Annotated in this window: 13 protein-coding genes and 1 pseudogene; 4 read left to right on the forward strand and 10 right to left on the reverse strand. The window is 73.2% G+C overall.

Going from position 1 to position 13,545, the window contains the following annotated elements; all coding sequences use genetic code 11:
• Nucleotides 1–137: 137 nt before the first annotated feature.
• A complete protein-coding gene (locus tag NBH00_RS21320) occupies nt 138–644 on the forward strand; it encodes a universal stress protein (RefSeq protein WP_254570593.1) in 507 nt (168 codons plus the stop codon).
• A gap of 60 nt (nt 645–704) precedes the next feature.
• Here NBH00_RS21320 and NBH00_RS21325 read toward each other — a convergent pair whose 3' ends face one another.
• The 4 genes from NBH00_RS21325 to NBH00_RS21340 are packed head-to-tail and all read right to left on the reverse strand — an operon-like array spanning nt 705 to nt 4,446.
• Nucleotides 705–2,231, reverse strand: a complete 1,527-nt coding sequence (locus tag NBH00_RS21325) for a flavin-containing monooxygenase (protein ID WP_254570594.1) — start codon at nt 2,229–2,231, stop codon at nt 705–707.
• A 9-nt stretch (nt 2,232–2,240) separates the two neighbouring features.
• Nucleotides 2,241–3,116 carry a hypothetical protein gene (locus tag NBH00_RS21330; RefSeq protein ID WP_254570595.1) on the reverse strand — a complete coding sequence of 292 codons (876 nt, stop codon included), beginning with the start codon at nt 3,114–3,116 and terminating at the stop codon, nt 2,241–2,243.
• 59 nt (nt 3,117–3,175) lie between these two features.
• The gene (locus NBH00_RS21335) at nt 3,176–4,039 is read right to left on the reverse strand and encodes an MBL fold metallo-hydrolase (protein ID WP_254570596.1); all 864 of its coding nucleotides are present in this window, start codon (nt 4,037–4,039) and stop codon (nt 3,176–3,178) included.
• Nucleotides 4,040–4,041: 2 nt separating this feature from the next.
• On the reverse strand, nt 4,042–4,446 hold the full coding sequence (locus NBH00_RS21340) for a nitrogen regulation protein NR(II) (protein ID WP_254570597.1): 405 nt from the start codon (nt 4,444–4,446) through the stop codon (nt 4,042–4,044).
• 234 nt (nt 4,447–4,680) lie between these two features.
• On the opposite strand from NBH00_RS21340, the gene NBH00_RS21345 reads away from it, so the two are divergent.
• A complete protein-coding gene (locus tag NBH00_RS21345) occupies nt 4,681–5,094 on the forward strand; it encodes an SCP2 sterol-binding domain-containing protein (RefSeq protein ID WP_254570598.1) in 414 nt (137 codons plus the stop codon).
• 113 nt (nt 5,095–5,207) lie between these two features.
• Nucleotides 5,208–6,434 (forward strand): acyl-CoA dehydrogenase family protein, encoded by a 1,227-nt coding sequence (locus NBH00_RS21350; RefSeq protein WP_437126629.1) that lies wholly within the window; start codon nt 5,208–5,210, stop codon nt 6,432–6,434.
• Nucleotides 6,435–6,496: 62 nt separating this feature from the next.
• Here NBH00_RS21350 and NBH00_RS21355 read toward each other — a convergent pair whose 3' ends face one another.
• The 4 genes and pseudogenes from NBH00_RS21355 to NBH00_RS21370 all read right to left on the reverse strand — a co-directional run bounded on the left by NBH00_RS21355 (nt 6,497) and on the right by NBH00_RS21370 (nt 10,310).
• Complete coding sequence (locus tag NBH00_RS21355) at nt 6,497–6,877, reverse strand: DUF1330 domain-containing protein (RefSeq protein ID WP_254570600.1); 381 nt, start codon at nt 6,875–6,877, stop codon at nt 6,497–6,499.
• Between the two features lie 21 nt (nt 6,878–6,898).
• Nucleotides 6,899–8,608: a putative bifunctional diguanylate cyclase/phosphodiesterase gene (locus tag NBH00_RS21360; RefSeq protein ID WP_254570601.1), complete on the reverse strand. Its 1,710-nt coding sequence runs from the start codon at nt 8,606–8,608 to the stop codon at nt 6,899–6,901.
• Nucleotides 8,609–8,979: 371 nt separating this feature from the next.
• A pseudogene (locus NBH00_RS25345) lies at nt 8,980–9,468 on the reverse strand (response regulator); the annotation flags it as partial.
• Entirely contained in the window at nt 9,360–10,310 is a 951-nt protein-coding gene (locus NBH00_RS21370) for a sensor histidine kinase (RefSeq protein WP_254570602.1), read from the reverse strand. The pseudogene NBH00_RS25345 and the gene NBH00_RS21370, both read right to left, overlap by 109 nt.
• A 317-nt stretch (nt 10,311–10,627) precedes the next feature.
• Here NBH00_RS21370 and NBH00_RS21375 point away from each other — a divergent pair, with 317 nt between their 5' ends.
• On the forward strand, nt 10,628–11,497 hold the full coding sequence (locus NBH00_RS21375; protein ID WP_254569017.1) for an IS982 family transposase: 870 nt from the start codon (nt 10,628–10,630) through the stop codon (nt 11,495–11,497).
• Here NBH00_RS21375 and NBH00_RS21380 read toward each other — a convergent pair.
• Both NBH00_RS21380 and NBH00_RS21385 read right to left on the reverse strand, forming a co-directional pair.
• Nucleotides 11,488–11,985: a hypothetical protein gene (locus NBH00_RS21380; protein ID WP_254570603.1), complete on the reverse strand. Its 498-nt coding sequence runs from the start codon at nt 11,983–11,985 to the stop codon at nt 11,488–11,490. The genes NBH00_RS21375 and NBH00_RS21380 overlap by 10 nt on opposite strands.
• Before the next feature lie 295 nt (nt 11,986–12,280).
• The gene (locus NBH00_RS21385; RefSeq protein ID WP_254570604.1) at nt 12,281–13,465 is read right to left on the reverse strand and encodes a benzoate/H(+) symporter BenE family transporter; all 1,185 of its coding nucleotides are present in this window, start codon (nt 13,463–13,465) and stop codon (nt 12,281–12,283) included.
• Nucleotides 13,466–13,545 lie beyond the last annotated feature (80 nt).

The raw sequence follows: 13,545 nt of genomic DNA on the forward strand, positions 1-13,545 counted from the left end.
GCACACCGTGGACGGCCCGGTGGCCGGGACCCGGCGCGGCGTGTGACCGCCCTCACTCCGGTTTCAGGGGTATCACCCATGACCAACGGCCCCCGGTCGTTCATCGTGCGGCCCACGTTCAAACGGGGAGGCCGGAGATGTTCTTTGCAGGCAGGTCGGCCGGGGCCGACGCATTCGTTCTCGGTGTCGACGACGACGGGGCGAGCCGCCAGGCCGTCAGGGAGGCGGCGGAGCTCGCGTGGCGCGAAGGCGCGACGCTGCATCTCGTCGTCGCCTACGTCCTGCACGACAGCTGGACGCACCGCGCCGCCCGCGTGAACGGGCCGTGCGACGTGGCGTACCAGATGAGCCCGAAGGCGGACGCGGCCCTCGTCGTGCACGAGCTCGCCGCGATCGCGACCCGCATGGGCGTCGAGGTCGTCGAGCACGTGCACCGGGGCTCGCTGAAGGCCGGCGTCCGCCAGGTGACGCGAGAGCTCGCGAAGGCGCCCGCGCCGGCGCGCGTGCCGGCCGCCCGCCCGGTGCCGGTGCCGGTGCCGGTCCCGGCCCCGGCGGCCGCGCCCGCCCGTGCCCGTGTCTCGCCGCCGCGCTTCGTCCGCGCGGTCGAACCCGACCCGCACCCCGCGCCGGTCAACGCCGCCTAGGCCCCACCGTTCCCGGGTCCAGGCGAGCGCCATCCGCCCGCCTGGTCCCGAGGGGCCCCGCTACGCCGCCGGGGCCGCCACCGGCACGGCCGCGTCCGCCGTCTCGAGCCGGTAGTCCGAGAGCGGGAAGCGACGGCTGTCCCACACCGTCTCGATCGTGAGGCTCGGCCGCAGCGGCGTATCGCCGTGGCGGTCGAAGTAGTAGCTGTTGGCGAGCTGGCAGCTCGGCTGGGCGAAGACCTGGCGGCTGCGCCGGCTGAGCGCCTTGGCCCAGTAGCGGTCGTTCGCCTCGCGCGTGACCTCGATCTGCGTCGCGCCCGCGGCCCGCGCGTGCTGCAGCGCGCGGACGATGTGGTGCGACTGCGTCTCGACGAGGTTGAAGTACGACGAGCCGTTGTAGCCGTAGGGGCCGAACATCGTGAAGTAGTTCGGGAACCCCGGCACGCTGATCCCGTGGTAGGCCTGGTAGCGGTTCTCGTCCCACCAGCGCTCGAGGTCGACGCCGCCGCGCCCGGTCACCGGGTACTTCGGGAAGTTGCCCGGGTCGAAGACCTTGAAGCCCGTCGCGAGGACGAGGACGTCGATCTCGTGCTCGGTCCCGTCGGTCGTCACGACGCCGTGCTCGGTGATCCGCGCGATCGGCGTCGTCTCGAGCTCGACGTTCGGCCGGTTGTACGTCGCGAGGTACTCGTTGTGGAAGCTCGGCCGCTTGCACCCGAGGCCGTACTTCGGGGTGAGCTTCTCGCGCAGGACCGGGTCGTGCACTTGCTTGGCGAGGTACCGGCGGGCGCTCTTCTCGAAGAGGGGCGCGATCCCGAGCGGCTTGTGGAAGTGCGCGGCGATCGGGAACTGGAGCTCGACGAAGGTCTGGCTCACGAGCCGGGCGGCGCGCTTGGCCCCGGGGACGTGCCCGAGGATCCAGCCGAGGACGCCGGGGAGCGGGGCGTCGAACTTCGGCAGGCACCAGATCGGCGTGCGCTGGAAGACCGTCACCTTCGCCACGTCGGGCGCGATCGCGGGGAGCAGCTGGATCGCCGAGGCGCCGGTGCCGATGATCGCCACGCGCTTGCCGCGGAGGTCCTGCGCGTGGTCCCAGCGGGCGGTGTGGACGGTCACCCCGGCGAAGTCGTCGACGCCCTCGATCTCCGGGCGCTTGGGCTGCGTGAGGACGCCGGTCGCGTCCACGACGTGGCGCGCGACGAGCCGCTCGCCGGTGCTCGTCTCGAGCTGCCAGCGGTGACGGTCGGGGTCGTACGTCGCGCCGGTGACGCGCGTCCCGAACTGCACCTTGTCGTAGAGCGCGTGGTCGGCCGCGCAGCGCTCGGCGTAGGCGAGGAGCTCGGCGCCGGGCGCGTAGACGCGCGTCCAGTCCGAGCGCTGGTCGTAGGAGAACTGATAGCTGAAGGACGGGATGTCGACCGCCACGCCGGGGTAGCGGTTCCAGTACCAGGTGCCTCCGAAGCCGGTGCCCTCCTCGATGATGCGGTAGTCGGGGATGCCGGCGCGCTCGAGCGCGATCGCCATGCCGATGCCGGAGAAGCCGCCGCCGATGACGACGACCTCGTGGTCGATCTCGGTCGTATGCATGGGAAGACGCTATCCGGTCGGGAGCAGCGTCACACGCCCTTCGGGCAGCACACGACCCTGCGACCACAGCACCTCGCGCGCGCGGGCGACCCCGCCGACCGGATCCTCGAAGACCCTGCGCACGACGTCCTCGGCGCGGGCACCCGGGCCGACGAGGGACGGCGCGACGTGGTCGAGGAGGTCCTCCTGCGTGAGCGCCGGCGCCGTGCGGCCGGTCGCGGGGACGGCCGCGAGCGCGACGGGCCCGCCCTCCCCCGGGCAGTAGGCCCCGAGCCGCGCGACGTAGGCGAAGACGTCGTCGACGACGGCGTCCGCGTCGTCGACCTCGAAGCGGGCGCCGTCGATGCGGGCGAGGTGGTACCCGAGCTCGGACCAGGTGAGCTGCGTCGCCTGCGCGTCGGTGACCCACACGACGCAGACGCGCACCGCCGTGCCCGGGCTCTCGAAGAGGGCGGCCGGCATCGAGCCGTAGAGCGTCACCGTCGGGACCGCGCCCACGTCGAGGTCGTGCAGCTCGCCGGTGAGGACGAGGGCGTCGCGGTCGGCCGCCTCCGGGAAGTGGCCGAACTTGATGCGCAGCGTCTGCGGTGAGCCGTTGGACCCGATCGTGACGATCGGGTGGCGGCCCGCGGTGTAGGACTCGACGAGCGACGTGCGGACGGCGGGCTCGAGCGACGCGAGGGTCGTCGTGACGCCGTCGCGCAGGAGGTACGAGCCCGGCGGCCGGCCCCACGGGTAGCCGAGCGCGCGCTCGAGGTGCTCGGGCGCGTACTCCCGCGCGCCGATCATCGCGGCGAGCCCCTGCAGCCAGTCGCGGAACGCCTCGGGCTCCAGCGCGAGGCGCGCAAGCAGCTCCGGCTCGGTGATCGGTGGCCACGCCCGCACGCCGCCGATGCTACCCCCCGCGTCGGGACCCGCGCGCGGCGTCGGCGGCGCGCCGATCGCTACGCCGCCGACGGCAGCGAGGCCGTTGCGCCCTCGGCGGCGAGGACGACCGCGCCCGGGGGCCCGCCCATCTCCGCCCAGCGCTCGGCGGCGGTGACCGCCACGGCGTCGAGGAAGTCGTCGGAGTGCAGCGGGTCGTGGTGGAAGAGCAGCAGCCGGCCCGCGTGCGCGCGGCGGGCGAACTCGAGCGCGTCGGTGAGCGGCGGGTGCCCCCAGCCGAGATGGGACGGGTACTCCTCGTCCGTGTACTGGCTGTCGTGGATGAGGACGTCCGCGTCACGGGCCAGAGCGAGGCCCGAGATCCACTCGTCCTCGAGGGCGGAGAGCGGCGTGCCGAGGCCCGGCTCGTGGTCGGGGATGTAGCAGAGCGACGAGGCGCCCTCGGTCACGCGGTAGCCGAGCGTCGGGCCGCGATGGGTCACGGAGTCCGCGCGGATCGTCGCACCGCCGATCTGCCACTCGACCGCCTCGGCGTCCCGGAAGGACACGTGGGACGGCAGCTCGCGCACCTCGACCGGCGAGAGCGGCGCCGAGATGTAGCGCGCGATCCGGTCCTCGAGCGACGCCTCGGGCGACGCCGGCCCCCAGATGACGATCTCCGAGTCCGGGCGGAACGCCGGCGCGAAGAACATGAGCCCCTGGATGTGGTCCATGTGCAGGTGCGTGAGGAGGATGTGCAGCGGTCCGTCGAGCACCTCGGGAAGGGCGAGCCCGAGGTTGCGGATGCCGGTCCCCGCGTCGAGGATGAGGTTCGTCCCGTCCTCCAGCGCGACGTGGACGCACGAGGTGTTGCCCCCGTAGCGCGCGGTCTCGTGGCCCGGCGACGGGATCGACCCCCGCGCTCCCCAGACGCGCGCCTCCACGGTCAGCCCTCGTCCCCCGGGTGCGGCCAGAAGAACACCATCGCGCCGTGGAAGCCGTCGTCCCCGTGGATCGGGAACGCGCTCACCGCGACGCGGTGCTGCTCGGCCTTCGCGGAGCGGATCGTCATCGTCGCGTGCGCGGGACGATCGCCGCGCACGTCCTTCGTGACGCCGATGTCCCGGTAGGAGAGCGGCCTGCCGTCGGCGTCGACCGGCCCGAACATCCCCGTCCACTCCTCGGCGGGCATCGGCCCGGACTCCTCGAACCGCCGGCCGAGCACCGTGCCGGCCGCCTCGTTGTAGAAGACGACCTCCCCGCGGGCGTCGATGAGGAACGCCGCGGTGTCGAGACTCGCGAGCAGGTTGCGCGCGAGGATGAGCTGGAGCGGGCGACCGGTCGGACTCATGGCGATCCGGCGAGCCTAACCCGGGGCGGGTCCGGAGGGAACGATCGTGCGGCAGATGAGGCGTCCGCGCCCGGCCCGACGAGGCGCGCGCGCCCGAATCACCCCCTTTCGCCCACGTACCCCCCTCGGCGGGGGGAGGTTCGCGCAACCACCCGGCCGTAGCTTCTCGTCAATGCACGGGACGGCTCCCTGGCCCGCCCCGTGTCCGTCCCGACGAGGAGAAGGTGCAAGGCCATGAGCGCGTTCAAGGATGCCGATGAGGTCTACGAGTACATCGGCAAGATGTTCGAGACGGCGACGCAGACCCCGTCGTTCGTCGAGGCGACCGAGGGCACGAACCTCGTCGTCCTGCTGAAGCAGACGTCGCCCGACGCGACGATGCTCATCGACTTCCCGAAGCAGACCGTCGTCACCGGCGACGCCGCCCTCGAGGGCAAGCACACCGTCCAGCTGCGGATGTCCTCCGACAACGCGAACAAGTTCTGGCAGGGGAAGCTCAACTTCACCCTCGCGATGGCGCAGCGGAAGGTAAAGCTCGACGGCAAGCGGTCGACGGCGCTGAAGCTCCTCCCCCTCACCGAGGACCTCTTCGAGACCTACCGGCAGCGGCTCAAGGAGTCCGGCCGCGAGGACCTCCTCGTCGCCTAGCCGCACCGCACCCAGCAGACGTCACCCGACACACCACGAGAGAGAGCAGACCCACCATGGCAACGACAGAGGAATTCCAGCCCGCCTCGATCGACTCGGGCTTCGACGAGGGCATGAGCGAGGCCGAGTTCGCCGAGCTCTTCGAGAAGGCCGAGGAGCTCTCGCAGTACTTCCGGGAGATCGGTCCCGAGTACGACACGAAGAACACCTTCGCGTTCCCGTCGATCGAGAAGTTCAAGGCGTCGGACCTCGGCCGCCTGCAGGTGCCCAAGCGGTTCGGCGGCCACGGCGGCAACCTGCTGCAGACCTCGAAGATCGTCAGCGAGCTCTCCAAGGGCGACTCGGCGATCACCCTCGCCTACAACATGCACTACATCATGGCGGGCATGTGCCTCGGCCTGTTCAGCGAGGAGCAGAACAAGTACTGGATGGGCCGCGTCGCCCACGGCGAGCTCATGTTCGGCCCGTTCTCCGAGAAGCGGGCCGGCTTCAGCGGCCTCGCCGACATGAAGGCCGTGCCGCAGGAGGGCGGCGGCTGGAAGCTCTACGGCAAGAAGACCTGGGGCACCTGCTGCGACGCCGCGACGATCATCACGACGAACGCGACGATCACCGACGCCGAAGGCAACATCCCCGAGGACTTTGAGGAGCGCGTCGGGGCGGAGAGCTTCTTCGTCGCCGACTTCGACATCGACCGCGAGACCGACCAGGGCGACGGCATCTCGATCAAGCGCACGTGGGACGCCTGCGGCATGCACGCCACCGGCACGCACACGATCGTCTTCGACGGGTTCTACGTCCCCGAGTCGGGCTTCGTCTGCGAGTGGCGCGCCGGCGCGTTCGGCGTCCTCGAGTGGGCGTCGCTCATGTTCGCGAGCATCTACCTCGGCATGATGGCCCGGGTCCTCGAGGAGTCCCGCGAGGCCCTCGCCAAGAAGACGCTCGGCGCGGTCTTCGGCGCGGTCGTCGCCGAGGACGTGAAGGTCGCGAGCGTCGGGCACATCATCGACGGCGTGGGCGACATGGCCTACCGCTACGAGATGGGTCGCCGCGTCCTCTACCAGACCATCGGCGAGGTCATGTCCGGCGCGGACGACGACTGGCCGCTCGAGCTGCGCTTCCCGTACATCGGCCTGGCGAAGACGTTCATCGCCGACAACGTCATGCACATGACGAAGTCCGCGATGAGCCTCGTCGGCGGGCAGTCGTTCCGCAAGGGCGCGATCTTCGAGCGCCTCTACCGCGACTCGGCCGCCTCGCTGTTCCAGCCGCTCAACGGCGACCAGTCCCGGACGTACATCGGCGAGTACCTCCTGCAGCCGGAGGAGCTCGAGGACTAGTCGCCCGCGGACCCGCTCGTGGCGCCGGCCCCCCCCGCGGCGGGGCCGGCGCGCGTGCGGGGTCAGTCCGCGATCGTGCCGGGCGCGGTCGCGATGAGCTCGGCCCGCTCGAGCGCGTCGGTCCGCAGGCGCGTGACCGCCTGGTAGGCGTCGCTCGTCACGATCTGCAGAAAGGCGGCGACCGACGGGTACTCGACCGTGAGGATCGCGTCCCACCAGGGCCGCTCCGCGTCACCGATGACGACGACACGGGCCGCGCCGAGCGCGACGACGTGCGCGCCGACCGCCTCGAGGTGCGGCGTGACCGCCTCCATGTAGCGGCCGTAGCCCTCGCGGCCGCCGTCCGGGCGGAAGCGCAGCAGATTGATCATCTGGACCGGCCCCTCGTGCGGGGAGGCGGCGAGGGCGGAGACCTGGGCGGAGGTCGGATCGACAGGTGACACGGACAGCCTTTCGGGGAGGGATCAGAGCGGCGCCGGGCGCCCGAGGTGGAAGCCCTGGGCGTAGTCGACGCCGAGGTCGCGGAGCCAGCGCACGGTCGCCTCGTGCTGCACGCACTCGGCGACCGTCTTCTTGCCGAGGCTGCGCGCCATGTCGGCGAGCGCGCGCACGAGGCTCTGGTTCGTCGGGTCGGCGTCGGGTCCTTCGATGAACGCGCCGTCGATCTTCACGTAGGCGAAGTCGAGGTGCTTGAGGTAGTGGAACGACGTGAAGCCCGCGCCGAAGTCGTCGAGCGCGAGCCGGCAGCCGCGCGCGCGGATCGCGTCGACGAAGTCGCGGGCGCGCTCGAGGTTGACGATCGCCGACGTCTCGGTGACCTCGACGACGAGCCGGCGCCCGTCCACCCCGCTCGCGTCGAGCTCGTCGCAGACGTAGCGGCCCATGCCCGGGTCGATGACCGAGCGGGCCGACAGGTTGACGTGGCGGCAGAGGTCCTCCCCCGCGCGCCCGCGCGCGCCGAGGTCGGCGAGCGCCGCGTGGACGACCCAGCGGTCGATCTCCTGGATGAGCGCCGACCGCTCGGCCGTGGGGAGGAACGTCGTCGGTGCCTGCAGCTGCCCGTGGTCGTCGCGCATCCGCAGCAGGATCTCGGCCCGCTCGCCACCGCCGTCGCCGGCCAGCGCGACGATCGGCTGCGCGTGGAGGACGAAGCGGTCCGAGTCGAGCGCCTCGCGGATCCGCGCGCTCCACCGCGGGCGCCGCGCCGTCGCCGGGCCGGGCTCCGCGCCGATGTGCCGCAGGCGCAGCTGCCCGCGCCCGGCGTCCTTCGCGGCGTACAGCGCGACGTCCGCCTCGATGAGCAGCTGCTCGCCGCTGACGATGTCGTCGCTCCCCCCGAACACGGCGATCCCCGCGCAGGCGGTGATCGTCCCGGCGCCCGCCGAGCTCGCGAGCGGGCTGACCGCGCCGATGCTCTCGAGCAGGCCGGCGGCGAGGGTGCGTGCCGCCTGCTCGTCCGCCCGCGGGAGCAGCACGGCGAACTCGTCGCCGCCCAGCCGGGCGGGGGTGTCGGTCGCGCGCAGCCGCCCGCGCAGGACGTCGGCGACCGCGCCGAGCAGCTGGTCGCCGACGGCGTGGCCGAGCGTGTCGTTGATGTGCTTCAGGCCGTCGAGGTCGAAGAGGAGGAGCGCGCCGCTCGTTCCCGACCGCTGGGCGTCGGCGAGCGCGCGGTCGACCTCCTCGTTGAAGCGGCGGCGGTTCCACAGGTCCGTCAGGGCGTCGTGCTCGGCGAGGTGCTGCAGCTCCCCCTCGAACCGCTTGCGCTCCCGCGCGTCCTGCACGTGGACGACGTGGTGGCGCGGCACGCCGTCGGCGCCGCGGACCGGGGCGGCGCTCACCGTCGCCCACACCGCCTCCCCGTCGGCCCCGAGCAGCCGCAGCTCCCGCGTCACGGCGTGGTCGGCGGCGATGACCGCCGGCGGGTCCTCGTCGGGGTGCACGAGGGACGCGAAGGCCATGCCGGCGAGCTCCTCGCTGCCGCGGCCGAGGAGCTCGCCGAGCGCCCGGTTCGACCGGGAGATGCTGCCGTCGAGCTCGACGATGGCGATCCCCGCCGGCGCGGCCTGCTCGGACTCGCGCAGCGCGGCCTGGGCATCGGCGAGCGCGGTCGCGTCCCACGTCGCGCCGAAGAGGACCTGCTGGCCGTCTCGCCGACGTCGGTGGACGCGCGCCACTGGAAGACGCGCCGCTCGCCGTCGCCGCGGAGGACGCGGAACTCGTGGATCGTCTCGTCGGGGGACGCCCCGGCGGCGGCGACCTCCGCGACGACCGCCTCGTGGTCGGCGGGCTCGATGTAGTCCAGGCAGGCCGCGAGCGACGTGAGCGTCCCCTCCGGCACGCCGAAGAGGTCCTCGAGGTTCGCGTCGCACTGCGCCTCGCCGGTGACGAGGTTCAGCGCCCACGTGCCGACGCGGGCGGCCCGGCCGGCGTGGCGGTAGCGGGCCTCGGCGCGCACGAGCCGCAGGTCGGCCTCGTGACGGGCCGCCGCCTCGGCGAGCTGGGTGCGGGTGCGGGTGAGCTCGATCGTGCGCGCGACCCGCGCGACGAGCTCGGTCGACGAGAACGGCTTCAGGAGGTACTCGTCGGCGCCCCGCTCGAGCCCCTCCACCACCGCCTCGTCGCCGGCGCGGGCGGACAGCATGACGACGGGCAGCGCCGCGGTGATCGGGTCCGACCGCAGCGCGTCGAGCAGGTCGAACCCGCCGAGCACCGGCATCATCACGTCGGTGAGGACGAGGTCGGGCGGCGCGGCCCGGGCCGATCGGAGGGCGGCGGCGCCGTCGGCGACCGTCTCGACCTCGAACCGCGGGTGCAGGACCGAGCTGACGTACGCGCGCATGTCGGCGTTGTCTTCGGCGAAGAGGACCCGCGGCCGGTCCCCGTGCGCCTCGCCCGGCTCGTCCGGCGGCTCCTCGGTCCCGCCCGTCACCCAGCCGAGCGCGTCGACCGCGGCGAGCGCCGCCCGGTCGACCAGCGGGGCGGGGTCCGGCCCGCTCGCGACCTCGCCGTCCGGGGCGCCGCTCGGGAGGCGCACGGTGAACGTGCTCCCCTCCCCGAGGGTGCTGCGGACGGTGATCTCGCCCCCTGCAGCTCGACGAGGCGCCGGACGAGGGACAGGCCGATCCCCGCGCCCTCGCTCGTGCGCGCGCTCGGGTTCGGCACCTGGTGGAAGCGCTCGAAGATCCGCTCGTGCTCCTCCGGCGGGATGCCGGTGCCGGTGTCCTGCACCTCGAGCGTGAGGGATTCGCCCTCGCCGCGCAGGCGCACGCCGATCGTGCCGCTCGGCGTGAACTTCAGGGCGTTGCCGACGAGGTTGAGGACGATGCGCTCCCACAGGTGCGGGTCGATCCAGGTGGGCGTCGCCGGCTCCGGGCAGTCGACGTGCAGCGTGATCCCGGCCTGCTCGGCGGCGGGCCCGAACGCGCCCGCGAGGTCGGCCGTCCGCGCCCCGACGTCCACGCGGACGCGGCGCGGGCGGCGGGCGGTCTCGCCGTCGCGGGTGAAGTCGAGGACGTCGTCGACGAGGCCGATGAGGCGGCCGGCGTTCCGGTGCGCGGTGCTGATGCGGGCGTGCTGCGCCGGCGGGAGCGGCTCGTGCACGTCGCCGAGCGCGTCGGCGAGCGGCCCGAGCATGAGCGTCACGGGGGTCCGCAGCTCGTGCGAGACGTTGGCGAAGAAGGCGCTCTTGACGCGGTCGAGCTCCTGCAGCTCGTCGACGCGCGCCTGCTCCTCCTGCACCGCACGGGCGACGGTGAGCGCGCCGCCGAGCTGGGTGCCGAGAAGCCCGAGGAAGGCCCGCAGCCCGTCGTCGACGCGGCGCGTGGCACTGAGCCCGGCGACGAGCGTCCCGTGGCTGCCGAGCGGGATCAGGGCCACGTCGGTGACGGGCCGCCCGGAGAGCCCGTGGGTCGCGCCGAGGCTCGCGGCGCCGCCGGCGACGACGGTGACCTCGCTCGCGCCGGCGGGCGGCAGGGTCCACGGCGCGCTCGCCCGCGGCGCCAGGCGCGCCGGCGCGGCGTGGCCCCCGGCGGGGCCGGCGGCGGCGGCGAGGCGGTGCCCGCCCTCGTCGTCCCGGAGGTAGACGAGATGGTTCGTTCCACGGCGGGGGCGGAGGAGTCGGGTAGGCAGGTGACATAAGCAGGCAGGTCGAAGTCGGCGGTGCTATCTCGCCAACGCCGACCCTGGGGGCCTCGATGGACGCCGACCTCGACCTGCTGCTGATCGCTGTTTACTGCACCTGCGACGATCTCCTGCCTGCGAAGGGCAAGAACGCCAAACGGATCTTGACCGACGCGGAGGTCGTCACGTTGAGCGTGGCTCAGCAGGTACTGCGGATCAGCTCTGACGAGCAGTTCTGGGCGATGGCACCGCATCGCTTGGGGCACCTGTTCCCGCGACTGCCCAAGCGCCCGGGTTTCGTCAAACGCCGCCAGCGCCTGTCGGACAAAATCGAAGCGCTGATCCTCGAGTTCGCCCGCCACACCAACGGCTTTGACGACGACCTGCTCGTGGTCGACAGCACACCGGTCGAATGCGGTCGCTCGGTCGAAACGACGCGCCGCAGCGCCCTGGGCAACGCCGCGGAGTACGGCTACTGCGCCAGCCATTCCCGCTTCTTCTGGGGCTTCCGCCTGCACGGCCTGTTCGCGACCGACGGCACTCCACGCGCCCTTGCCCTGACCTCCCCGAAAACGGGCGAACGAGACGTCGCGCTGGACATGCTCGCCCGCTGCCACCGCAACGGCCCGGTCACCGTCATCGGCGACAAGGGCTACTCCGGCCGCGACTTCCACGCCCAAGCCTCCGCGCTCGGCGCCACGATCGTCCGCCCCCGACGCAAGGACGAGGCCGGCAAAGAGCCGCACCTGGCCCCGATCCGGCAATGCGTGGAATCGATCTTCTGGACATGCAAAGACATGCTCAACCTCGAGGACCACCGCGCCCGCGAGCTCCACACGCTCCGCACCCGCCTGGCCGCCAAGTTCCTCGCTCTCACCGCCGCGATCGCTCTCAACGAACGCCTCGGCCGCCCACCACGCAACCTCACTGCCTACTACGCCTGACCGATCCGTGGAACGAACCATCGAGGGCGCAGGGGACGTCGGCCGGGTGGCGGCCGATGGCCGCAGCGGCGAGCCGGGCCGTCGCCTCGACCCCGGGCGCGGTCTGCGCCGCGACGTCCGCCACGAGCGCATGGCGGCGGACCTCCACGATGCGCTCGGCGGCGGGCCTCCACGATGCGCTCGGTCGTCTCGACCGCGGTGGCGAGAAGCCCTTGCGCGACGCCGCCCCGGTCGAGGATCGGGCTGTAGGAGAACGTGAAGTAGATGTCCTCCACGAAGCCGACGCGGTCGATCCAGAACATCTGATCCTCCGCCCACGTCGCCTGGTGGGTGTCGAGGACGTCGCGCATCATCGGGCCGATGACGTCCCAGATCTCGGGCCACGTCTCCCGCACCGGCACGCCGATCTGCGGATGCTTCTCGGCGAACAGGGGGATGAACGCGTCGTTGTAGACCTGGATGAGGTCCGCGCCGCCGCAGACGAGCATCGGGGAAGCGCGACGTCATCGCGAGCGCCACCGCCCCGCGGATCGGCTCCGGCCATCCGGCGACGGGCCCGAGCGCCGTCGCCGCCCAGTCGGTCTCGGCCACGCGGGTGACCATCTCGCCGCCCGCGGGGAGCGCGTCGATCCACTGCGTCATGCAGACCTGCGCGCGCTGCGTGCCCTGCCGTCGACCTGCACCATCGTGGCTTCCCTCCGTGTGACCGTGGGGCGACTGTACGCCCGGCGCGCGACCCCGCGCAACACGATCCCGGCGTCCGTCCGCCCGCTCCCTGCGGGTTCAGGCGGGAGCGGCCCGCACCCGCTGCCCGACGAGGAACAGGATTCCGGCAAGAAGCCCCCAGAACGGGGCGCTGATCTTCAGGGCCGTGATGCCGGACGAGCTCACGACGAGGGTCGTGACGGCCGCCTCGCGGAGCCCCGGGTCGGCGACGGCGGCCGCCAGCGCGCCGCCCAGCGCGCCGAGCAGCGCGAGACCCGCGACGCACTCGACGAGCACGGGCGGCGCGGAGGACACGAGCGCCGTCGCCAGTCCGGCCCCCACGCCGAGTGCGAGGTACACGACGCCGCCGGTGACCGAGGCGATCCACCGGCGCGCGGGGTCGGGGTGCGCGTCGGGCCCCGCCGAGAGCGCCGCCGTGATCGCGGCGACGTTGATGCCGTGCCCGCCGAACGGCGCGGTGAGGAAGGACGCCGTCCCCGTGCTCAGCAGGATCGGCCGCAGCGGCGGGCGGAAGCCGAAGGACGCGAGCACCGTCATGCCCGTCACGTTCTGCGAGGCCATCGTGACGATGAACAGCGGCAGGGCGATGCCGGTGATCGCCGCCGCGTCGAAGACCGGGGTGGTGAGGTCCGGGTGGGGCAGCAGGCCGCCGGCCGGGACGTGGAACCCGCCGTGCGTCGCGACCGCGACGGCGGCCGCCGCGAGGGCGCCCGGGACCGCCCACGGCCGGGCGACGCGCAGGAGCACGAGCCACGTGAGGACGACCGGGACGGCCTGTCCCGGCAGGTCGACGACCGCGCGGGCCGGCGCCTCGCAGATCGGGAGCAGGACGCCCGCGAGCATCGCGCTCGCCAGCGGTCCGGGGATCGCGGCGATGGCCCGGCCGAGCGGCCGCCAGAGGCCGGCGAGGACGGTCAGGGCCCCGGCGACGAGGAAGGCCCCCACCGCCGCCGGCCAGCCCGCGGACGGGACGCCGACGGTCACGAGCAGGGCGGCGCCGGGGGTCGACCAGGCGATGGCGATCGGCATCCGCTCGTGCAGCCCGAGCCCGATCGCCACGACCCCCATGCCGACGCACAGCGCGAGCAGGCCCGACGCCGCCTGCCGCTCGCTCGCGCCGACGCCCCGCAGCCCGGTGAGGACGACCGTGAAGGCGCCGGCGAACCCGACGACCGAGGCGACGGCCCCGGCGAGGGCGGGCTGGAGCGCGTCGGCCGCCTCGCGTCGTCCGGGTGCGTGCACGGCCGCCACCCTACATTCGGCCGCGCGCCCGTCCTCTGCCGTTCCCCTGACGTTCGCGGTGGCGGTGGCCGCCGCCGGGG

This window comes from Paraconexibacter antarcticus (genome assembly GCF_024220175.1).
GTDB lineage: Bacteria > Actinomycetota > Thermoleophilia > Solirubrobacterales > Solirubrobacteraceae > Paraconexibacter > Paraconexibacter antarcticus.